This is a genomic window from Thermococcus sp. Bubb.Bath, from assembly GCF_012027595.1.
Lineage (GTDB): Archaea > Methanobacteriota_B > Thermococci > Thermococcales > Thermococcaceae > Thermococcus.
This window is the reverse complement of the sequence record NZ_SNUR01000001.1, coordinates 642087-662449: the sequence shown is the minus strand read 5'-3', so window position 1 is coordinate 662449 and position 20363 is coordinate 642087. Positions and strand designations below refer to the sequence as shown.

At 53.7% G+C, this 20363-nt stretch carries 21 protein-coding genes; 4 read left to right on the top strand and 17 right to left on the bottom strand.

Translation table 11 applies throughout. The annotated features are described in order from the left end of the window. Positions 1-14: 14 nt before the first annotated feature. From tuf to eif1A, 17 genes are all read right to left on the bottom strand, one after another. Entirely contained in the window at positions 15-1301 is a 1287-nt protein-coding gene (gene tuf / locus E3E29_RS03730; RefSeq protein ID WP_167909521.1) for a translation elongation factor EF-1 subunit alpha, read from the bottom strand. 184 nt (positions 1302-1485) lie between these two features. Beyond that, positions 1486-1692: a hypothetical protein gene (locus E3E29_RS03725; protein WP_167909520.1), complete on the bottom strand. Its 207-nt coding sequence runs from the start codon at positions 1690-1692 to the stop codon at positions 1486-1488. A gap of 116 nt (positions 1693-1808) precedes the next feature. After that, positions 1809-4007 (bottom strand): elongation factor EF-2, encoded by a 2199-nt coding sequence (locus E3E29_RS03720; RefSeq protein ID WP_167909519.1) that lies wholly within the window; start codon positions 4005-4007, stop codon positions 1809-1811. 133 nt (positions 4008-4140) lie between these two features. Next, positions 4141-5025 (bottom strand): phosphohydrolase, encoded by an 885-nt coding sequence (locus E3E29_RS03715; protein WP_342764675.1) that lies wholly within the window; start codon positions 5023-5025, stop codon positions 4141-4143. After that, on the bottom strand, positions 4935-5216 hold the full coding sequence (locus E3E29_RS12030) for a hypothetical protein (protein ID WP_342764656.1): 282 nt from the start codon (positions 5214-5216) through the stop codon (positions 4935-4937). Before E3E29_RS12030 ends, E3E29_RS03715 begins: the two co-directional genes overlap by 91 nt. Before the next feature lie 71 nt (positions 5217-5287). After that, complete coding sequence (locus E3E29_RS03710) at positions 5288-5572, bottom strand: type II toxin-antitoxin system RelE/ParE family toxin (RefSeq protein WP_240922741.1); 285 nt, start codon at positions 5570-5572, stop codon at positions 5288-5290. Beyond that, positions 5541-5726, bottom strand: coding sequence for a hypothetical protein (locus E3E29_RS03705; RefSeq protein ID WP_167909518.1), 186 nt, complete (start codon positions 5724-5726; stop codon positions 5541-5543). The genes E3E29_RS03710 and E3E29_RS03705 overlap by 32 nt, the downstream gene beginning before the upstream one ends. Positions 5727-5772: 46 nt before the next feature. Next, the gene (locus E3E29_RS03700; RefSeq protein WP_167909517.1) at positions 5773-6576 is read right to left on the bottom strand and encodes a GTP cyclohydrolase IV; all 804 of its coding nucleotides are present in this window, start codon (positions 6574-6576) and stop codon (positions 5773-5775) included. Positions 6577-6609: 33 nt separating this feature from the next. Next, on the bottom strand, positions 6610-8043 hold the full coding sequence (locus E3E29_RS03695; RefSeq protein ID WP_167909516.1) for an McrC family protein: 1434 nt from the start codon (positions 8041-8043) through the stop codon (positions 6610-6612). Further along, entirely contained in the window at positions 8040-10142 is a 2103-nt protein-coding gene (locus E3E29_RS03690) for an AAA family ATPase (protein ID WP_167909515.1), read from the bottom strand. The genes E3E29_RS03695 and E3E29_RS03690 overlap by 4 nt, the downstream gene beginning before the upstream one ends. A gap of 55 nt (positions 10143-10197) precedes the next feature. Further along, a complete protein-coding gene (locus E3E29_RS03685) occupies positions 10198-10617 on the bottom strand; it encodes a DUF1699 family protein (RefSeq protein WP_167909514.1) in 420 nt (139 codons plus the stop codon). A 4-nt stretch (positions 10618-10621) separates the two neighbouring features. Continuing rightward, positions 10622-11869, bottom strand: coding sequence for a DUF530 family protein (locus E3E29_RS03680; RefSeq protein WP_167909513.1), 1248 nt, complete (start codon positions 11867-11869; stop codon positions 10622-10624). Then, positions 11866-13026, bottom strand: coding sequence for a DNA topoisomerase IV subunit A (locus E3E29_RS03675; RefSeq protein WP_167909512.1), 1161 nt, complete (start codon positions 13024-13026; stop codon positions 11866-11868). The genes E3E29_RS03680 and E3E29_RS03675 overlap by 4 nt, the downstream gene beginning before the upstream one ends. Continuing rightward, complete coding sequence (gene top6B, locus E3E29_RS03670; protein WP_167909511.1) at positions 13019-14719, bottom strand: DNA topoisomerase VI subunit B; 1701 nt, start codon at positions 14717-14719, stop codon at positions 13019-13021. The genes E3E29_RS03675 and top6B overlap by 8 nt, the downstream gene beginning before the upstream one ends. A 2-nt stretch (positions 14720-14721) precedes the next feature. After that, a complete protein-coding gene (locus tag E3E29_RS03665; protein WP_167909510.1) occupies positions 14722-15441 on the bottom strand; it encodes a KH domain-containing protein in 720 nt (239 codons plus the stop codon). A gap of 10 nt (positions 15442-15451) precedes the next feature. Beyond that, positions 15452-16228 carry a serine protein kinase RIO gene (locus tag E3E29_RS03660; protein ID WP_167909509.1) on the bottom strand — a complete coding sequence of 259 codons (777 nt, stop codon included), beginning with the start codon at positions 16226-16228 and terminating at the stop codon, positions 15452-15454. A 17-nt stretch (positions 16229-16245) separates the two neighbouring features. After that, the gene (gene eif1A, locus E3E29_RS03655; RefSeq protein ID WP_167909881.1) at positions 16246-16626 is read right to left on the bottom strand and encodes a translation initiation factor eIF-1A; all 381 of its coding nucleotides are present in this window, start codon (positions 16624-16626) and stop codon (positions 16246-16248) included. Between the two features lie 147 nt (positions 16627-16773). On the opposite strand from eif1A, the gene E3E29_RS03650 reads away from it, so the two are divergent. From E3E29_RS03650 to E3E29_RS03635, 4 genes are read left to right on the top strand one after another with little or no spacing between them, the layout of a single operon-like run. Beyond that, positions 16774-17430 (top strand): HAD family hydrolase, encoded by a 657-nt coding sequence (locus E3E29_RS03650; protein WP_167909508.1) that lies wholly within the window; start codon positions 16774-16776, stop codon positions 17428-17430. A 33-nt stretch (positions 17431-17463) separates the two neighbouring features. Beyond that, entirely contained in the window at positions 17464-18555 is a 1092-nt protein-coding gene (locus E3E29_RS03645) for a saccharopine dehydrogenase family protein (RefSeq protein WP_167909507.1), read from the top strand. Then, the gene (locus E3E29_RS03640) at positions 18533-19222 is read left to right on the top strand and encodes a 16S rRNA methyltransferase (protein WP_167909506.1); all 690 of its coding nucleotides are present in this window, start codon (positions 18533-18535) and stop codon (positions 19220-19222) included. Before E3E29_RS03645 ends, E3E29_RS03640 begins: the two co-directional genes overlap by 23 nt. A 22-nt stretch (positions 19223-19244) precedes the next feature. Further along, the gene (locus E3E29_RS03635; protein WP_240922770.1) at positions 19245-20303 is read left to right on the top strand and encodes a tetratricopeptide repeat protein; all 1059 of its coding nucleotides are present in this window, start codon (positions 19245-19247) and stop codon (positions 20301-20303) included. Positions 20304-20363: the final 60 nt, after the last annotated feature.

The window sequence follows — 20363 nt, the reverse complement described above, 5'->3', positions numbered from 1 at the left end:
AAAGGCCGGGGAAATCACTCGGCCTTCTGGATGGATATAACCATACCCGCAGCAACTGTCTGGCCCATGTCACGGATGGCAAACCTGCCCATCTGCGGGATCTCCTTGACCGGCTCGATGACCATCGGCTTGGTTGGCCTGAGGACAACGATGGCTGAGTCACCGGTCTTGATGAACTGTGGGTTCTGCTCGACGACGTTACCCGTCCTCGGGTCGAGCTTGGCGAGGAGCTCCTCGAACTTGACTGCTACCTGGAGGGTGTGCGCGTGGAGGACAGGGGTGTAGCCGACGGTGATAGCGGTCGGGTGGTTGAGGACGATGATCTGGGCCTTGAAGGTGTCCTTCGGCCTGACGACGGTCGGTGGGTTGGTGGTGTGTCCGGCAACGTCACCGCGTTTTATGTCATTCTTACCAACGCCACGGACGTTGAAACCGATGTTGTCACCTGGGTAGGCTTCCTGCATGGGCTCGTGGTGCATCTCGATGCTCTTGACCTCACCCTGTATGGCCTTGTGGAAGATGGTGCTGGCTGGCTCGAAGATGACGACATCACCGACCTTGAGGACACCGGTCTCAACACGACCAACCGGGACGGTACCGACACCCTTGATGGAGTAGACGTCCTGGATCGGGATGCGGAGCGGCTTGTCGGTCGGCTTTGGCGGCTCCGGTATCTGGTCGAGGGCCTCGAAGAGGGTCGGGCCGTTGTACCAGGGCATCTTGTCGCTCTTGTGGACGATGTTGTCGCCCTCCCAAGCGCTGGTCGGGATGATCTGGACGTCCTTGTAGCCGAGCATCATGAGGAGCTTCTTGACCTGGTCGGCGACCTGCTTGAACTTCTTCTCGTCGTAGTTGACCATGTCCATCTTGTTAATGCTGACGATCATGTAGTTGATACCGAGGGTTCTGGCAAGGAAGGCGTGCTCCTTGGTCTGCGGCATGACACCGTCGGTGGCGGCGACGACGAGAACGGCGGCGTCGGCCTGGCTGGCACCGGTGATCATATTCTTAACGAAGTCCCTGTGGCCTGGAGCGTCGATGATGGTGATGTACCTGTGAGGGGTCTCGAACTTGGTGTGGGCAACGTCGATGGTGATACCCCTCTCGCGCTCCTCCTTGAGCCTGTCCATAACCCAGGCGAACTTGAAGGACTTGCCCTTCTCACCCATCTGCTCGAACTTCTGGATGATGTTCTCCGGAATGTTCTGGCTGTCGAACAGGAGCCTTCCGACGGTGGTGCTCTTACCGTGGTCGACGTGTCCGATAAAGACAATGTTAATGTGTGGCTTCTCCTTAGCCATTTTCAAACACCTCCAAATTTTGGTCTAGCCTCATTGACTAGGATGGCTTTTTAAATCTTTCGAACCTCGGTCCCCTCTGGCAGGAAACCTGCCCCTTAAGGGAGGACCTCACGAGTTCCGTCCTTAACTAGCGGGACGGCTTTAAAAAGTTAACTACGGGGGCTTTAGAAAAATTATGATAATGTTAATTCGTGTCTCCTGGACGGTAGAGCCCCTTCAGGATACTTCCAGGAGATTGGTTGCTGCGGGTGCATCCCCTGATGTACTCTTCAAAGTCGTAGTGGAAAGTGAACTCTTCAGTCTTCCAGCTGTCGATGTCGTACACAAAGAGCTCCATCCTACAGCGCTGGGTCCCGTTTTCCAGCGTTGTGCACACCTTTGTATATGCCATGGATGGGATTATCTTTCATTAGGGGTTATATGTTTTGTTTTGGAGTATCATCAAGCGAGCTAAAAGGCGCCGAAAAACGATGACTCAACAAAGAGAATGGGATAGAAAAGCCCGCATCACTGCTGCGGGCAGACGTCCTGCTCCTTCGGTGGGTTTGGGTCGAGGCCCTTCCTCTGGCGTATCTGCCTGATGATGTTGACCGCGAGCTCGCCCGGAACCCTCTTGAAGCCAGCGTGCTCGGTGCTCCAGAGGGCCCTTCCACTGGTGGCACCACGGATGGCCCCGGCGAATCCGAACATCTCCGCTACTGGGGCCTCGGCGATGATTATCATTACCTCTCCTTCCTGCCTCATGTCGATGAGCTGGCCGCGCCTCTGGTTGATCTCCCTGCTGGCGGCGCCCATGTACTCGTACGGGAGGTTGATGACGACCTTCTGGTACGGCTCGTAGAGGATCGGGTTGGCCTTCATCATGGCGCAGTGGATAGCTGTCCTGATGGCCGGGTAGATCTGGGCCGGACCGCGGTGGACGTTGTCCTCGTGGATTTTAGCGTCGTGGAGCCTGACCATGACCTTCATGACGGGCTCCTTGGCGAGCGGGCCCTCGTCCATAGCCTGGTGGAAACCGTCTACAAGGAGGTCCATTACCTCGTTGAGGTACTGGATACCCTTGGTGTTGTCGAGGAATATGTTGCCCTGGTAAACATCCACGATGCCCTTCGCGACCTCGTAGTCCATACCGAGCTCGGCAAGCTTCTTGGCGACAGCCTTCGGGTCCTTCGGCCTGCCTTCGGGTATCTCCCCCTCGTGGATGGCTTCATATATCTGATCTGGAAGCGGCTCCACGGTTATGTAGAACCTGTTGTGTTTGTTGGGGGACTTGCCTTCGACTATCGGGCTGACCCTGCTGACACTCTCGCGGTAGACAACGATGGGCTCACTAACGTCAACCTCAAGCTTCCAGTCCTCCTTGAGCTTGACGAGCTTGACCTCAAGGTGGAGCTCACCCATACCGCTGAGGAGGTGCTGGCCGGTTTCCTCGTCGATCTTAACGTGGAGCGTCGGATCCTCCTTGGCAAGCTCCCTGAGGGCTGTAACGAGCTTTGGAAGGTCCTTAACGTTCTTGGCCTCGATGGCGACGGTAACGACTGGCTCACTCGCGTAGTGGAGGGCCTCAAACGGCTCTATCTCCATCTGTGAAACGGTCTCACCGGCCATGGCATCCCTGAGTCCGGTGACGGCGACTATGTTTCCTGCTGGAACTGCCTCAATGTTTATCCTCTCAGGGCCCATGTAGATACCGACCTGCTGGATCCTGGCCTTCCTCTTGGCGCTGATGAGGTAAACCTCCTGGCCGGTCTTTACCGTTCCGCTCCAGACGCGCCCTGTGGCGACCTCACCCGCATGCTTGTCAAGGATGATCTTGGTGACGACCATGGTCATTGGGCCCTTCGGGTCGCACTTGAGCATAGCCTGCCCGATATCGCTGTTAACGTCTCCCCTCCAGAGGTGTGGAATCCTGTACCTCTGAGCCTGAAGAGGGTTCGGGAGGTGCTTGACGACCATATCAAGGACAACAATGTGAAGCGGGGCCTTCTTCCTGAGGGTCTTCAAATCACCGCTGTTGGTGAGCTCGACGATGTCCTTGAAGGAAACGCCGGTCTTCTTCATGTACGGGACGCTGAGGGCCCAGTTGTAGTAAGCTGAACCGAAGGCAACGCTTCCGTCCTCGACCTTAACCATCCACTCGCTCTTGAACTCCTTGGGGGCGTACTTCTTGATGAGCCTGTTGACGTCGGTAATGACCTTGGCAAAGCGGTTGAGTATGTCCTGCGGACCAAGCTTGAGCTCCTTGATGAGCCTGTCGACCTTGTTTATGAAGAGGACGGGCTTGACGTACTCCCTGAGGGCCTGCCTGAGAACGGTCTCGGTCTGGGGCATAACTCCCTCAACGGCGTCGACAACTATAATCGCACCGTCAATGGCCCTCATGGCCCTCGTAACATCACCACCGAAGTCGACGTGACCCGGGGTGTCGATGAGGTTGATGAGGTAGTCGTTGCCCTCGTAGTTGTGGACCATTGAGACGTTGGCCGAGTTGATGGTGATTCCCCTCGCCTGCTCCTGCTCGTCGAAGTCGAGAACGAGCTGCTTTCCGGCGAGCTCCTCGCTGATCATCCCGGCTCCCGCGAGCAGGTTGTCGCTCAGCGTGGTCTTACCGTGGTCAATATGAGCAGCGATACCCATGTTCCTAATCCTCTCAGGCTGGTTCATAAGCTCCTTAATCTTCTCAATCATCTCTTCTCTTCTTCCCATAAGACACCACCTATCCTTCAAATGAGCTTGTCGGCTTAACTTAAAAGGTGCGGTTATAAAGCTTTTCCCGGTTTAAAATTGGTGGATAGGAAATGCGCTTGAAGTACTTAAGGGTTTTGGAAACATGAGAACTTCAAAGAAAATCTGAAACATACCTATTGACGGCATCTATCACGTCCCTTTTCGCGTAGACGTACCATCTCCAGTGGACGTCCTTCATATCCACCAGGGATCTCACGAGGGGCGAGACCTCGCTGAGTCTTTTCAAGCCATCGCATGCCTTAACGAAGGCGTTCCTCTCCTCGTACTTGGGCTTTGGGGGATAATCCAGGAGCGCAAGGTGGCCGAATTCCTCTTTAAGGCCTGTTTCAAGCTCTCCGAGAGTTCCTGGTTCAAGTTCTGTTCTAGAGCAGTAGGCCCGCTTATAGAGCATCCGGTTGTCTATCGCCTGCATGAGCTCCCTAACCTCAGGCTTCTCGCTGCCCCTCAGCCTTGAGACGAGGTCTATCTCGTCCATCAGACGAATCTCTTCGAGGGGTATCCCCTCTATCTTAACCGCCTCCCGGAGCATTCTCTCTGCTATCTTTGCAGTATGGTGGAAGTAGACTGTAGGGTACATCATCGCCCTCGCCAGAAGTAGGTTCTGCGCCGCGATGAGGCCCTTTTCCCCGATTATCAGTCTTTCCCCCTCAAAGATAAGGTTCCCTACGACCCTTTCGAGGTCTACTACACCATAAGCCGCCCCTGTATAGTACGCGTCCCTGACGAGATAGTCCATCCTGTCCGCGTCTATATCGCCGCTGACGACCGAGTTTTTAAGGGGCTTCAAGAACTCTGAAACCGAGTACTGCTCCCGGAGAACGTCCCCGATGGTTCCGTGCTTTATTGTCCAGACGGTGTTTTCCTCGTGCCTTGGGAAGAGACTCTCTAAGGTATGGGAAAATGGGTAGTGCCCAAGGTCGTGGAGCAAGGCGGCATAGAGGGCTCCTTCCTCGATTTCCGGGTTGTAGGTTCGGATTTTCTTGGCAAGGTGGAACGTTCCCAGGGAGTGCTCAAAGCGAGTGTGTGCCTCGCTGAGGGATAAGCCAGGAAGGCAAAACCGAGCTGGGTTATCCTCCTCAACCTCTGGAACTCAGGCGTGTCAACGAGCCTTACCGCAAAGTCGTCGAGTTCTATGTAGCCGTGAATCGGGTCGTGGATGAGCTTCATTTAATCACCGGAGTGGAGTTTGGTACAGTAGAATAAAACCTTAACTCGCCAAGTCGCTGTGGGGCAGTATCTCAGTACACATTCTCCCGCTTTCTAACCTTCAAAACCTTTACAGCGTGTTCATTTTTGTTGTACTCAAAGATTACCCTGTACTCTCCAACCCTGAGGCGGTAGACGTTTGCGTAGCCCTTAATCTTTTGAACGTCCAGACGAGCGAGAGGAAAGAAGGTGAGCTTGGATATTCGATCCTTGAGAAGCTTTCTCTCCGTCTCTGGTAGGGAGGAGAGCTCTTTTAGCGCTTTTTTGCTTATCAGAACTTTGTTCTCAAAGCTCATGCTTGACCACGTCCCACTCAACGAAGTCGTCCTCTCCGCGTTCATCTATAGCTTTCTTTTCCCACTCCTCAGGCTCAACCTCTTCGATGAGCTGGAGGTTGACCTCTATGAGTTCCCGTAGAAATCGTTCTATCTCGTCTATCCTGCGGAGAACTTCGTTGATGGAGACCCCCATACTCCCACCGTTTGAATTTATGAAAAATGAGATAAAAGCCTTTTCCTCAGTTCCACGTCTCGGCAATAACGTCGTGCTTGTGGATGCTCTCGTTGCTGACGACCCGCACGTGGATTTTGCCGTTGAACCTCTCCTTCGCCTTGGCGAATATTTCCCTGGCAACGTCCTCGACGAACTTGGGGTTGGCGAACATTCCCTGCACGACGGCGTTCTCGTCAACGGTCTTGAGGAGCGTGTAGGTGGGGTGGCTAAATGAACTCTCCACGACGTCTATCATGTCCTCAAGCGTTATCTCCTCTTCGAACGGTGCTCTAATCTCCAATTCTCCAACTGCGCGCTGTATGTGGGTCTTTCCGTTGTTGTTGGCCATCGCGTGGGGGCAGACAGTGTTTCCGACCACCTTAACGCGGAGAACCTTCTCAAAGGAGCCGTCCTCTTTCTTGATGACCCCGACCTCGACATCGTATGGCTCGTAGCTCGTCTTCCCGCTGGCTGGGGTCTTCCTTGGGATTATCAGGTGCGTCTTTATCCAGACTTCTGCGCGCCTGTGGGGGTGCTTTCCTTCGAGCCTTCCTATAACGCATTTTCCGAGCTCTTCGAGGGAGGTATGGGTTTCCAATACTTCCTCCTCCACGGCTTCGCTCATTGCTTCGGTCACGCTCTCGATGAGCCTGCTCATGTGGATTCCTTTCTTCTCGGCTGGAACGTCTATGGTGACTTCGATGAGCGGAATGAACGTGTAAACCTTTCCTTTCCAGTTTATCTTTGCCACCGTTCTGAGGTTGGTTATTCCGACCCTTCTCAATGGTTCTTTTATCCTGGGAGTTTCTTCCTGTGTCTCGACTGACATTCTCTCACCCAGAGGTAGTACGCTGACAGGTTTTTAAACCTCTCCCGGAGAGCAAAGGGCGAGGATGAAGGATCTCAAGTTTTCGGCTGTGTCCTCATTAATAACGACGGAGTTTCTTCTGAGTAGAATCTCCTCTCCTATTACTGAAAGCTCGTATCCAAAGACTCCCACCCTTGTCCCATCGAAGAACTCGAAGGTGTCCTCCATGCGCGCGCTGAAGAGGTCCGGAATCCAATGATTGTAAATGCCCTCAAGCCGGGGGTATATAAGGATAACCGGAACCTTTTCAGAACCCCTGTACTCGCTGACGAGGCGGGAATACGTGTAAGCTTGGTACAGTTCATTACTGTTCCTAACGAGCTTTCTGTAGAGTCGATTTTCAGCCTTGTGATACACGTAGAGGTTTCTATACTTCACCTCCACGACGCATGTGCCGTTTCCCGTGCTCACTACTATATCCGGGAGTGGGTTACCCATCATGAAGAACGCTCCAAACCTTGCCTCGATTTCGTTTGCATTCTTTATAACATGGGGGAGCTGGACCTGAAACCTTACCTCCGCATCATGACCCAGGGCCGTCTTCAGCGTCTTATAGACGAGGGTTTCAAAGAGTTCATCCATTCTAATGAAAACTCCTGGAAGGAACCTCCTTGAGCCTCCTGTGCCTAGTTCGGAGTACATTACTCTTGCAAGCCTAAAGACTGTTCTAAACCTCTCGTTGAGGTGGTTGAATGATACCTTTCCAAAATCCCCTGGCCTGGGGTCATCAACATCCCCGAAGAGGTCAAGGAGCACCCCACCGACCTTCCTCGTCTCACTTAGGCGAGCCGATTTTACGGCAACTTCCAGTGCCCCTTTTAGAACCCTGTTGAGGGGGTTATCTTCGAGCAGAACGGAGTACCTGATCGGTAGATCCGCCTTCCAGGGTGGTCTTCGAGCAAGTTCACCCAACAGGATCCTGCCGCGGACTGTCTGAGAGCTCTCTTCGAGCTCCCCATATTCATAGTAAAGCCCCCTAGATAATGCCCGCGAGAGCAACAGGACGTACAGGTACCTGAAGATTTCATCTAGGGCCTTTTGTCTGCTGTATTCAAACACTATATCCTTTATTTCGCTTGGTTCTAGGCCCATCTGGTAGTACATGTTGAAAAGCTGCAAGAGGAACAGAAGGGAGTGGCCATCCTCCCGCTCGTATCTGAAGGGCTTTGGTAGGACCTGCACAAGCACAACTCCTTCATCGCTGAGATAGTATGCGAACCCAACGCTTCCGTGAGTTCTCAGGTAGTACTTGTCCCTCCGAGGGTCGTAGGTGACGGTAAAGACGGGACTGTCCCCACCGTAGAGGGCGTTTATTCCCTCGGCGAACTTTATAATCTCTCGTTCATCCACTTGAAGTCCGAGGCTCTTCAGCTCGGTTAGTGGTTTGTTCGCAAATTCGTAGAGGGTCACGATTCTAAAGTCCCTCATTTCTCAGTCACCAGCTTGCGCAGGGCCTCGATGAACTCGTCGTCGTCCATCTCGATTATCCTTCCTTTCTCGTCTATGAATCCGAACCCCGGCAGGGAGCGCCTTATTGCCTCCCAGTTCCCGTAGAAGTATTCCTGGAGCAGGGGAAGTATCTTGTAGTAGAAGATATCCTTGAGTGCCTTGGCTCTCTCCTCTGGCCTTGCCTTTGCAACCTCTCGGAAGTAGCCATGTCCTATCGTGTAGTCCTTTCCGCGTTCCTCTTCGATCACCCTGTTAAGGGTTGACAGAAGGTGCTGGAGGTTTACGTTGCCAACTTCAATGTCCCCGAGCTCCTCCGGGCGGGGCAGAATTTCAAGGAACGCGAAGCGCCTCCTGAGTGCCATGTCAAGAAAGGCAATGCTCCTGTCGGTTGAGTTCATAGTGCCGATTATATAGAGGTTGGGCGGCAGTGCAAAAGGCTCCCTTGAGTATGGCAGAGTTATTTTCGTTTTGTATTCCATACCCAGCCTCTTGTCGGGGTCGAGCAGGGTTATGACCTCGCCGAGGATTCTCGAAATGTTCCCCCGGTTTATCTCGTCTATTATGAGGTAGAATTTTCCGCGTGGTTTGAAGCTTCCTTTTTCAGTTCTAAGGTACTCAAGGACGGCCGCTTTTTTCGTCTTGTAGTCACTCTCTCTGGCATTGGGATGGAGGCTGTGGAAAATTGCCTCAACCGCAAGTCTCTTCAGAATGCCATCCTCAACAATGTAAAGCAGGTTGCCACCCTTTTCCACTGGCCTGAAACCCTCAACAAAGTCCTCGTAGCTATAAGATTGGTGGAATGTGACGATTTCCACCCTGTCGGCATCCTTTGAAAGGTCAAGGGCCAGTTTTGTCTTCCCAGTTCCCGGCGGGCCGTAGAGGATGATCCCTTTGAATCTTTTGAGCGTTTCATCAAGCTGGGTGAGCTGGCTATACGTAACTTCCCCCTCCTCAGAAACCGTCTGTGCAGATACAAAAGAGTACAGGTAGTTTGAATCCGGGCGGACGTAGTAGTAGAACCTGCCGCTGGCGCTTATTTTTCCTGAGGACTTACCCAAGATGAGAATTTCACCGTTCCTTGAGATTCCTGAGAACTTGGGATCGACGGCCTCTGGGTTGTATCTTCCAAAAACAGTCCTGTCCCTAACCTCTTCCAGTTTGAGGGAACTCTTCTGGAAGAGGTCGTCATACTTAACGAAACCTCCGTATAAGTACCCTCTGAATTGGCCAATGAGTAAAAAGAGGCCCTTCTCGGTGAACTTTGCGAACACAAGCTCACCTGGGAGTGGGATTATCTTCGCTTTCTTTGGGGTGAGGAGGTACAGCTCCTTTCCAAGCTTCGTCCCAAGGACGCCTATTGGTTCCTGATCAATTAATATTATGTCCCCTATCGCCCCCTTTGTTGGGGGTGCTGGGGAGTGGGCTGATATTGTCTTCACGCCGTCCCAGAATTCGAGGGTGGAATAGTATGGATGCGGAGGGTAAGTAATCCTCCCAAGTCTCAAAACTGGGGTATTTTTCCCTGGTTCTTTGAACGTGTGGAGGATGTAAATCTCGTCCTCGGTGTCGTGGATGGCGTGGAAAAAGGCATAGCCCCCCTGGAGCTTTGGAATAAAAACGGTGCTTACCTCCCCGGGAGCGTTGAAGTCAAGGTTCATGTCCCCGAATACAACGAGCCTTTCCATGTTCGTCAGGTTCACATATATGGGGAGCCTTGAGAAAGTTATCCTCATGACGTTTTCTTTTGGGTTTTTGTCCTTAAATGGATAAATGGTTACTTCTCCTGTTCCGCACTTCATAAACACGGCGACGTTTTCAGCGCCTAGAAAGATGACAACGTCCTCTTGGCAGGGAATCCCGATTCCGCTCTCCCACCCAGGAAGGGAATTTCCCTTCGTGTCAAAGAGGTGGAGAAACCGGGAGTCATAGTCATCCCTTATCAGTATCGAGATGTACTCCCCATTCCTTGAAATTTTCATATCCTCAATGACGTAATCAATATTGCTTCCTCCGTATTCGTCCCTGAGCCTTTCAGCTATTTTTTTCACTGCATTTTCGGAGATTTCAAACCTGCCCATAGGAAACCACCGGGATAACGTGGAAGGGCCCATATATAATTATAACTGCTAAAACTCACTTCCTCTGGGGAGTGGAATGAGGGGGAGTATCCGGGTTTGCCAGGTAGTATACCGTCCTGAGGGGAATCCCAAGGTGTTGGCTTATTTCTTTCGCGGGAGTTCCCTTTCTGAGGAGCTCTTGAACCTGCCTGACGGTTCTCTCGTCGTATTTCCTGGGTCTGCCGCGTGGGTATCCTTCGGGAACGAGCTCAACACCGAGCTGCAAGAGGGCGTTGATGACCTTCTTTGACACCTTGGGGTAGAGGCTGGGAGGGCAGCTTATTCTCCTCACGTTGGGAGCTCTCTCCAGAATGTGGACAACTATCTCCTTGGTGGGGCGGAGGTTGACGTAGACCTCAGTAACGCCGTCGTGGAGGCTCTCATCCAGCCTCCTGAGGAGTTCAAAGTTGTTCTTCGCCTTCACCTCCACCCTCATGACATCACCCCTGGAGGAGCTCCAGGAACTGCTTTGCCCTGTCGCTCTTTGGCATGAACTTTCTGAACTTCTCCGTGTCTGCGAACAGGGTCGTGTGGAGACCGGACAGCACGAACCTCCTTATGGCCTCTTCGAGCTCCTTCTCGGGTATTCCAAGGAGCTCCGAGACCTTCTTCTCATCCCACGGGCTCATTCCGTACAGGAGAACCCCCCCGAGTAGGTAGTTGGGAATCCTGTTTATGTCCACTCTCCTGCCCTTCAGGAGTTCCTCCATCTCGCACTTCCTGATTATCATCATGCTGCCGTATCCTGTCCTGAAGTCGGGCTCTTCCCTGAACGGCAGGTCGAATATCGAGTAGTGGCAGTCTATGCAGAGCCTCATATCAGGGTAGATACCCAGCCCTTCCCTCTCAGTGGAGGATGTGAGGAAGTAGTAGCGGAACAGGTCGAGGCCCAGCTTTTCGGCCCCGCTCTTTGGGTCGAGGATGGCGTACGCGAGGGCCAGATTGTCCACGGTGTAGTGGTTGTTTATGAGAACCCCCCTGGTCTTGACGAAGCTCAGAACCCTCCAGCGGAACCGTCTGCCGTAGCGCTTCCTCAGTTCCCCCTCTATATCGGAGTCCGCGGGGAGGTCCAGCCGGGCCTTCTTCAGCCTGTTGTTCTCCCAGTATTCAACTTCAATCCTCAGACCCTTTGTCTGAACCGTGCCCCTTTCCCTCAGTCTTCCCTTTATGCCCTTGAACCTCTCCCTGACCGAGAGGTTCTCCCTCGCGAGCAGGCGGAGCACGTCCCCTGAGTATGCCAGATGGGGGAGTATCTCAAGCCTCCCCAGTGTTATTGGCTTTTTGATGACCTTTACCTTTCCGAGTTCCTCTTTCTTCAGCCCCTCCACTGGAATTGGTGTCTTTCCTAGGCGGAACTCGTAGTTTGCTGTTATTGTGGAGAGGGCCATCCTGTGGGCTGTTATAGACGCCCTGAGCCTTTCGAGTGCAAGAACCCTGTTCCTCTTCTTTCGGTATATCCACTGAAGGTGAGGGTCGCGGCTTTTCTCAGATACCCCGCCGGTTGAGGGTGTTGTTTCCCCAACGCGTCTCTCAAGCTCCCCCTCCAGCTCAGACAGGAGCGTGAGGTTCTTCTGCAGGGTGTAGGAGAGGACAGGGATGTTGGGTTCCTCGAATAACCCGGCCATGTCTATCCCGATATCGTCAAGTATCTTGTTGACCTGCGCGACGAGTTCTTCCGTCGTCGTCATGGCAGGAGATCACCACTGTTTATCTTTTCGGGCAGGTATCTCCTCGCGACGAACTCAAGGGACTTGTTGGCCAGAGCCTGCTGCTCAATCCTAACCCCCATCTTGAGGGCCATCTTAAGCTGCCTCTGCCATTCTTTGTTCTGGAACCAGGGGTAGTTCATCTCCTCGATGATCCTCTTGTAGTCCGCGGTCGGACCGCCTTTTTTGTTCGGCGGGATACCCTTGAGCTTCTCAGTGACGTTCTCCAGTCCGTAGCGCTTTATGTCGTCCATCGTCATGCCGACGAACTTGGCCTCCGGCGTCGCCAGCTTGTCGCTCAGATATGCTAGATTAATGGAGCCCTGCTTTATCGTGGAGTAGATGTACCAACCGTAGGGGTCACCATCGGTGAAGACGATGATGGGCAGGCCTTCCTCGTAGTGGAGCCTGTGTATAAGCCTTCTAACACCACGGGATGCCTGTCCCTGGGACGCTATTATGAGTGCGTTCTCCTTCTGGGCGAACTTTTCCTCTATGAGACGGTCGGCCATAGCCGCGGTCTCGACGACCAGCGCGTAGTCAACGTTGACCTCCGGGAACTGGATGTGCTCAACCGTTCCTGGGACGGCCCAGCCACCGCTTCCGAGCTTGCTCGCATTGAACTCGTCCTCTCCGTCCTTGATGACGATGTCGCCGTAGATGTAGCCGCGCCTGTCCGCCGTCAGGTGCATCTCCTCACGGAGGACTCCAAACATCCTCTCCAGGTCCTCTATGATGGGGTCGCTCTCGCTCTGGTCTTCAAAGGTGTTCTCCTTGGTGCCCGGAATCGTGTGCTTGTTGGCGTAGTAAGCTTCACGAAGGCTCGCGTGTTTGCTCTCGCTTACGAGTCTCTTCACGTAGGCCATTATTACGAGGGTCTGCATGAACTTCCTCGCGTGGGCCACGTTGAGGAAGTAACGCCTTGAGAGTTTGTCACCCATTCTAATGACGCGCTTTTTCTCGTCGAAGTAGACGTTACTCAGTCCGCGCATGGGGATGTCGAAGTATGGGTTCTTTCCGGATTTAATCTCCTCAAGGATGTGCCTTCCGTACTCCTCAAGCTTCCCCAGAACCTTACTTGGGTCGTATGAGAACCTCTCCTTTGGTTTTTCGCGGTGGATGGCCTTGCGTTTAGGCATTCTCACTCACCTCCGCTGGGTTGGTCTCGCTTTCCTTCGCGGCGAAATGGCTCTCCACAAGGCCGATGAAGTAGCTGCCGACGGCTTCTTCCGGCTCACCGGTGAGCACGCTGAGGGCCCGGGCTATCTCGGGGATGTACTTCTCGAACGTCTTCCTCCTCTTTGCCTGCCTGAGGTGCCTGTGTTTTCCGCTCAGGTATGTCTGGAGCCTTCTGGCGGCGTCCATGATGGCAAGCCTTATCTCGTTGTAGATATCCTCATCGCTGGCTATGCTCTGCTTTCCGGTTCCTGTGTAGGGGACGTGGACGCTGACCACGTTTATCATAACGACGAGGGGCGTCCTGTCCGGGTCGTCAACCTTGTAGCGCTTCCAGTCTACTGAGCGAGCTGCTATTGTTGTAACACAGGAGCCTGCATCAAAGAGGAGAGGAACCCTGTTGGCGTAGCGGAAGACGTCAAAGCCCGGTGAAATCTGGCCTCCGTAGGCTACTCCAACCTCCACCTGGAAGGGGATTCCACCGGAGTAAACCTTCGGCGGCCTTGTAACGGCAGTAACGAACTCCGGCTTGAGGATGCCCTTCAAACCCCTCTCGATGTTCTTCTCGCCTATCGGTCTCAGGCCGTGAGTTGGAGGTGCCAAGAACTTTATGTACTTGAAGGCCTCGACTATCTCCTCCGCCTCGTGCCAGGTGAGCTTCTCCGGTGGCTTTTCCATTATCTTGGCCACCTGCTTGACGACCTTCGTGTACCCCCTGAAGGAGCGGAGAACCGCCTTAACATCCCCCTTGGCCAGCCTCTCGTAGAGCTGTTTCTGGACGTTCTTGTCCTTCTCAGTTTTTATGAGCCTCAGTGCAGCGACGTACTCCACCAGCTCGTCGACCTTCTTCTCACTTATCCTGGAGAACTCGCCTATGAGGAAGCGCTTCACCGTGTTCCTTCTGGTCTTCTTGGCCATCCTGTAAACGTCGTCCGTGAGAACTCCGCGCGGGTGGGGCTTCATCTCAACCGGCGGCTCCGGCACTTCCTCACTTGAGCGCGGGAAGATTATGAGCTTTCCATCGGGCTCTATGAGATCTATATGGGCGTGCGGGTTGGCTATTGCCGTTAGCTTGAGGTACCAGTAGACACCCTGCTTCGAGCGGATGTAGCGGACGTTCTTCACCTCGAACTCTATCCTGGTGCCCCTCCATCCCTTTGGATTCGGGTGCTTCTCCTTCTTGACGATTTTGCCCTCGTTCTTGTCGACGTCGATTTTAACCCACGCCTCTATGATTTTGTCATCTCCGGTGGAGGTGATGACGCGCGTTGCTTTTCCGCTCGTTATCTGGGCGAACATGACGGCGCCGCTGATACCTATACCCTGCTGCCCCCTGCTCTGGATGTTCCTGTGGGCCTTCGTTCCGGCGAGCATCTTTCCAAAGACATGGGTTATGTACTTCTCAGGGATTCCAGGGCCGTTGTCCTCGATTATAATCCTGTAGCGTTCGCTTCCGAGTTCCTCAACTTCGACCCTCACGTACGGTGCTATCCCTGCCTCTTCACACGCGTCCAGCGAGTTGGTAACTGCTTCGTGTACGAGGGTAGTCAGGGAGCGGACTTTGCCCGTGTAACCGAGCATTGCCGCGTTTCGCCTGAAGAACTCGCTTACGCTCTGGATTTTGAACTCCTTAAACAGCTGGTTCGCCTCGGCCATCTTCAATCCTCCCAAAAGTCGTCGTCTTCAAGGTTTTCTTTGGTATCAGGGGCCTTCCCCTCGATTGTCTCGTAGTATGCGGTGCTCTCAAGTTCAAGATCTTTCTTCCGCCTTTCAAGGTATTTGTACACAACTCCATGGGGGGAGCCCCTGGCGAGCTTTTCAACCGCGGTTTTGGCCATCTCTACCTGAATCGGATTGCCGATTATCGCGACGGTCTTTCCGTAGACGCTTACCTCCGCCCCGCTCATCTCCTCTATAATCTCCCTCGTCCTACCTTTTCTCCCTATAATTCTTCCTCTGATGCGGGGCAGGGCGTTCTTGTCGTTTCCTATGATTACATCGGTCAGGTTCACAACTTCAAGGGTCTCACCCTCGTTCAGCAGGCGGAACGCCCTCTGCGGTGAGAAACCCCTACCTATCGCAGTCACAATGTCTCTTGCCTTCCATACGGCCAGGGGGTCTTCGGTCTTTTCCGTGGAGCTTATGAAGACCTCCCCCGTCTCGCTGTCCACCTCAATTTTAGTCCCCGTTCTCCTCTCTATCTCCGCCTTGGTACTTCCCTTCTTTCCGATTAGGACGGCCGTTCTCTCCTTGGGTATCCTGACGAACTCCTCCTGTTCACCGTTTGAGACATAGCTTATGCCCTTCTCTTCCCTCTCTCTGGCACCGTCCTTATCAACGCGTTCGTACTTCTTGAGTAACCTCTCGAACTCGTCCATAATCTCACCCCTAAATCCCGGCCAGTTCCCTGAACTTCTCATCAGGGTCGTAGGTTCTCACTCCCTTTCTCGCGAAGTAGTTCACAACGTTCCGTATGTCCCTTCTGAGGAGTTCCAGACTCATGCGGTTCCTCTTAACGGTTGCCTGGGACCAGTCTATTACAACGGGGTCATCATGGAGCAGCACGTTGTACTCGCTCAAATCCCCGTGGACCATCTCCCCCCTCTTCCAGAGGCGCTCTATAACCGACATGAGCGTGTTGTACAGCTCTTCAAAGTCCCTTCCTTCGAGTTCTCTCTCGACGTCCTTCAGGCGGGGAGCTGGTGAATCGTCACCTATGAACTCCATGACCAGGACGTTGTTTCGGAAAACTTCCGGCTCCGGGATCCTAACTGCGTATTTCATTGCCCTCTGGAGGTTCTTGAACTCCCTTCTCGTCCAGACGAAGACGAGCTTTCTCATGTCCTTCGGGAGGTAGCCGACCCTCGGGTCCGATGCCAGGTACTCCCACATCCTCCGGAACTCGGTGGTGTAAGTCCTGTAAACCTTCACAGCTATCCTTTTCCCCTCTCCGTCCACGCCCGCGAAGACGTTGGCCTCTTTTCCTGTGCTGATAACGCCGCTGAGGGCTCCAATTTTGTCCCTCTTGTGGAGGTAAGCCAGCGTCTCCCTGGTCGTTCTGTCAAAGACCTCGTTGGCTATCTTGTAGAGCTCACTGTCCTTCTCCCGTCGTTCCTGGAGACCCAGCATGCCCTCTATTTCTCGCTCGATGACGTCCTCCCGCATGGCGCCTCACTTCGCCGTCAGAAGAGGGCTTCGCCGCCGCTTATGAAGTCCCTGCTTATCTTGCCCCTTCTGAGGAGCCAGTCGACCTGGGTTCTGGTGTATCTGTAGACAATATCCCCGCGCTCGTCGCTCTGAACATCCCAAGGTTGGACTATGACAACGTCGCCAACGCGCATCCACATCCTTCTCTTGAGCTTTCCGGGGATTCTGCATCTCCTGATCTTTCCGTCCGAACAGCGGACATCCATCCAGCCGGAACCGAGGGCCTGCTCGATTATTCCAAACACCTGGCCTTCCCGGGGGAGTGGGACGCGGATTATCTCCTCGCCTCCAGTGTTCCCTCCCCTCCCACTTCCTTTCTTCTTGTTACGGTTTCCACCACGCTTGTGGTAAGCCATGAGCATCACCTCCCAAAACTCATCGTGGCCCTTTATAAACCTGAGCCTTGCAAAAATTCTGCACTGTTGTCTCCTTGAAAGTTTTTAAATTTTTTGCACCGCGCAACTGTTATATAATCCTCACTCCCATCTCAGCCAGGGAGAGATATGGTTGTGTACCTCTTTGACTTCGATGGAACGCTCGTTGACAGCACCCAGGCCGTTGAAAGGGCCCTGCGTTTGGCGATAGAGAAGACGATGCCCGCGGTCATTGAGAGCGACCTCTACGATGAGTACTATCAGGCACTCTTTCTCTTCATCAAGGGGAAGCTCACCTATCGTCACCTTGGAGTCATACATGAGCTCGTGGCCCAGGGGACGATCCACGAGTACTACCGCCTGATGCCGGAGTTCATTCAGGACTTTCCCAACGCGCGGAGGGTCGTCCGAAGCCTTAGGAAACGGGGGAGGAAGGTCATCAGCTTCTCCGGACAGCACACCTATCCTGGGGGAAAGGTTATCTTCATGCGGAAAACGGGCTGGTACGACGAATTTGACTCCGTTGTAACCTTCAAAACGACCAGAGACATGCTGCAGAAGTTCGAGAACATACGCGACCTCCACCCTGACGAGCCGATAGCCTGGGTCGACGACAGTCCTGGTCGGTTTACCTACGTCATGGACGACAACACGCTCCTCATTCAGAAGGCCTCGCCCTACAAGCACGACGTTGCACTGCTCTTCGAGAGGGAGAACTTCATTAAGATAAAGAACCTGCGGGAGCTTCTTGAAATCGACGACGGCCTTGCCGAGCTGGAAGGTTGATTCTTTGGTAAAAACCTGCTGGGGGTTATAAGAATGAAGGTTCTTGTTCTCGGTGCTGGAAACATCGGGAAGGCAGTTGCGTGGGATTTGAGGGATGATTTTGAGGTCCATATAGCGGATATAAGCCGGGAGAAACTGGCGGAGGTCTCGGAGTTCGCGGTTCCGCTGGAGTTGGACGCGTCGAACTTTGAAAAGCTCGTCAATGTCATGAAGGGCTTCGATCTCATAGTCGGAACTCTTCCAGGTAATATGGGATACAATGCGGCCCGGGCGGCCATCGAGGCGGGAGTGGATATGGTGGACGTGTCATTCATGCCGCAGAACCCTCTTGAGCTCAGGGATCAGGCCGAGAATGCAGGAGTAACAGTTATATTTGACGCCGGCTTTGCACCGGGTCTCAGCCACGTTTTGATGGGCAGGATCTGGGGTGAGATAGACACACTCGAAGCAGGCCGCATCTACGTCGGGGGTCTACCGAAGGTTCCCAAATCTCCACTTTATTACAGAATTACATGGTCACCTAGAGATTTAATTGAAGAATACGTCCGGCCGGCGAGGGTGATAAGGGGTGGGGAGCTCACCTCCATGGATCCGCTTGGGGAAACCCAGAAGGTTACGATAGGGGATTTTGAGTTTGAGGCGTTTCCGAGTGACGGCCTCAGGAGCCTCCTTGAGAGTGTGAGGGCGGAAACTCTAGAAGAGTGGACCCTCAGATGGCCGGGGCACCTGGAGAGGATGAGGGTTCTGAAGGAGCTCGGCTTCTTCAAGGAGGAGAACGTCGACTTCACCCTGAAGGTGATAACACCCCTGATGACCTACGAGAGCCCCGACTTCTCGATAATGCGCGTGGAAGGCCTCGGTCTGCTCAACGGTGAGAGAACGAGGATGGCTTACACTGTATACGATGAGGAGAGGGGTGGGTTCACCTCAATGTCAAGGCTGACGGGTTTTACGGCTGCTTCTGTTGTGAGGCTTGTTGCCGAGGGCAGCTGCATTCACGACGTTATCCCGCCGGAGATACTCGGAATGCGCATAGACACGTTCAGGAGGATAATCCAGGACCTGAGGGACAGGGGAGTTGAAATAACGGAGGAGACCGGGAATGCTCCATCTGATACTGGCTGAATCCGAGCTCGAACTGGTTCCCCAAAGGATTGCGGGTCACCCGGCCATCCAGAGCCACGCCTGGAGGAGGAGAAAGAAGCCCATGGGGATGCTGCTCGATGCAACTTACCATCACGCCGCTATAAAGGGGCTTCCAGAGGCTGAGCGTCGCGGGAGACCTGATATAATCCACATCTCCCTCCTGAACGCCCTGGAGAGCATCCTCAATAGGGAGGGTCACCTCCGGATTTACGTTCACACGAGAAACGACGAGGTGATAACTGTAAAGCCAGAGACTAGGATACCCCGGAACTACAACAGGTTCGTTGGACTGATGGAGAAGCTGTTCGTTGAGGGGAGCGTTCCAAAGAAGCTGGGCCTTCTCAGGATGGAAAAAAAGACACTGAATGAGCTGCTGAAGGAGTTAGCCCCAGATGCGATCTTCGTCATGCACGAGGGCGGAAGACTAGTCCGGGGGCGCGAACTTGGGGAAATACTGGCGGAGATTGAGAACCCCGCGGTCATCATCGGAGGATTTCCCCACGGGGACTTTAGGAGGCTTCCACCTGGAGAGCTGGTGAGCATCTACCGGGAACCCCTGATGGCCTGGACGGTTGTTAACGAGGTGATAGTTAACCTTGAGGCGGCCATAGAATCCAATCGAAAGCCTTTTCTAGTTCAAAGTTGAACATCCAAGGGCGGTGAGTGAGATGGGCAGGTTCGAGGAGTTCCTCAGGCTGGGCAACTACAGGGGGGCCTTTGCAGAGGCGCTGAAGGAGCGGGATCCCCTCAAGAGGATTGCGCTTACGGTGGAAGTCATATCTCGCTCTTATAGAGAAGATTTTATTCCACCCCTTTTGGAGATGCTGAGAGAAGTAAAGGGCCTCAAGGAGAAAGCTGTTGCGGAATCGTACGTTGGAATGGCATTCTACGCCCTGGAACTTGAGAAGGAAGGGGAGGAGCATTTTGGAAGGGCCTTTGAGTACCTCGAAAGAATATCCTCCCCCATGGTTCGGGCGGGAGTCCTTCGGGTAATCGGAAATACCCTCGTGCTCTCCGGGAGGTACAGCGACGGTTTGAGAGCCTTTGAGAGGGCCTTTGACATACTTCAATCGGGCAGGGCTCTTTACTCAGAGGTCGTGTCAGAGATGGTCAGGCTGGCGAGGGATATAGAGCATTCCGCGGAGGAAATACCCAACGAGAAGGCCATCGACTTCTACCGCCTTGCGCGGGGCGTTTACGAGGCCCTTGGGTTCAAGCTCCAGGCGAAGGAGATAGACAATAAAATTGAACTCGCCTCGGAGGTCTTCAGGCGCGGCTCCCTTGCCGTTACCGAGCTCCTTGAGAGGGGAGAAGCCGCCACGGCACTTCAGATGGCCCGATTCCTCCCGCCGGTCGACAGAGCGATCACGATGCTGAACGTCTCTTACTGGCTTTTTATCCACGACATGAACGACCTGGCCAGAACGGTTTTCGAGGACACTACTGAAATGCTGCTGGTAGGCAAGTTCCCCGCAGGTGAGAGGGAACTAGAGGCGGTTGCCTACAAGTTCCTTAGGATAGGGAAGGCCAAGGAGGCCCTCATTCTGGCGGGGCTCCTGAGGGATGAGCGCAGAGTCTCCGAGCTCCTTGGAGAGATAGCCATCTTCCATGCCCGCCGGGGAAACGTGGATGAGGCAATGACACTTGCCAATAGAATAGGCGATATCCTTATTAAGGATAAAGTCATAAAGGCCATCAAGGAAATAAGGGGCATGCAAGAAAAGTAAGGTAACGGCGGTTGAGTGTGACGTTATGCTCCTCCGGATGGCTGCAATGGTGCCCCCGCT

Bases quoted from the DNA above. Each gene is read 5' to 3' on its own strand.
- eif1A (WP_167909881.1), bottom strand. From the start codon at position 16,626: ATGGCTTACCACAAGCGTGGTGGAAACCGTAACAAGAAGAAAGGAAGT.
- E3E29_RS03660 (WP_167909509.1), bottom strand. From the start codon at position 16,228: ATGCGGGAGGACGTCATCGAGCGAGAAATAGAGGGCATGCTGGGTCTC.
- E3E29_RS03680 (WP_167909513.1), bottom strand. From the start codon at position 11,869: ATGACGACGACGGAAGAACTCGTCGCGCAGGTCAACAAGATACTTGAC.
- E3E29_RS03640 (WP_167909506.1), top strand. From the start codon at position 18,533: ATGCTCCATCTGATACTGGCTGAATCCGAGCTCGAACTGGTTCCCCAA.
- E3E29_RS03695 (WP_167909516.1), bottom strand. From the start codon at position 8,043: ATGAGGGACTTTAGAATCGTGACCCTCTACGAATTTGCGAACAAACCA.
- E3E29_RS03675 (WP_167909512.1), bottom strand. From the start codon at position 13,026: ATGCCTAAACGCAAGGCCATCCACCGCGAAAAACCAAAGGAGAGGTTC.
- tuf (WP_167909521.1), bottom strand. From the start codon at position 1,301: ATGGCTAAGGAGAAGCCACACATTAACATTGTCTTTATCGGACACGTC.
- E3E29_RS03685 (WP_167909514.1), bottom strand. From the start codon at position 10,617: ATGAGGGTGGAGGTGAAGGCGAAGAACAACTTTGAACTCCTCAGGAGG.
- E3E29_RS03645 (WP_167909507.1), top strand. From the start codon at position 17,464: ATGAAGGTTCTTGTTCTCGGTGCTGGAAACATCGGGAAGGCAGTTGCG.
- E3E29_RS03650 (WP_167909508.1), top strand. From the start codon at position 16,774: ATGGTTGTGTACCTCTTTGACTTCGATGGAACGCTCGTTGACAGCACC.
- E3E29_RS03705 (WP_167909518.1), bottom strand. From the start codon at position 5,726: ATGGGGGTCTCCATCAACGAAGTTCTCCGCAGGATAGACGAGATAGAA.
- E3E29_RS03700 (WP_167909517.1), bottom strand. From the start codon at position 6,576: ATGTCAGTCGAGACACAGGAAGAAACTCCCAGGATAAAAGAACCATTG.
- E3E29_RS03635 (WP_240922770.1), top strand. From the start codon at position 19,245: ATGGGCAGGTTCGAGGAGTTCCTCAGGCTGGGCAACTACAGGGGGGCC.
- E3E29_RS03720 (WP_167909519.1), bottom strand. From the start codon at position 4,007: ATGGGAAGAAGAGAAGAGATGATTGAGAAGATTAAGGAGCTTATGAAC.
- E3E29_RS03690 (WP_167909515.1), bottom strand. From the start codon at position 10,142: ATGGGCAGGTTTGAAATCTCCGAAAATGCAGTGAAAAAAATAGCTGAA.
- E3E29_RS12030 (WP_342764656.1), bottom strand. From the start codon at position 5,216: ATGAAGCTCATCCACGACCCGATTCACGGCTACATAGAACTCGACGAC.
- E3E29_RS03725 (WP_167909520.1), bottom strand. From the start codon at position 1,692: ATGGCATATACAAAGGTGTGCACAACGCTGGAAAACGGGACCCAGCGC.
- top6B (WP_167909511.1), bottom strand. From the start codon at position 14,719: ATGGCCGAGGCGAACCAGCTGTTTAAGGAGTTCAAAATCCAGAGCGTA.
- E3E29_RS03665 (WP_167909510.1), bottom strand. From the start codon at position 15,441: ATGGACGAGTTCGAGAGGTTACTCAAGAAGTACGAACGCGTTGATAAG.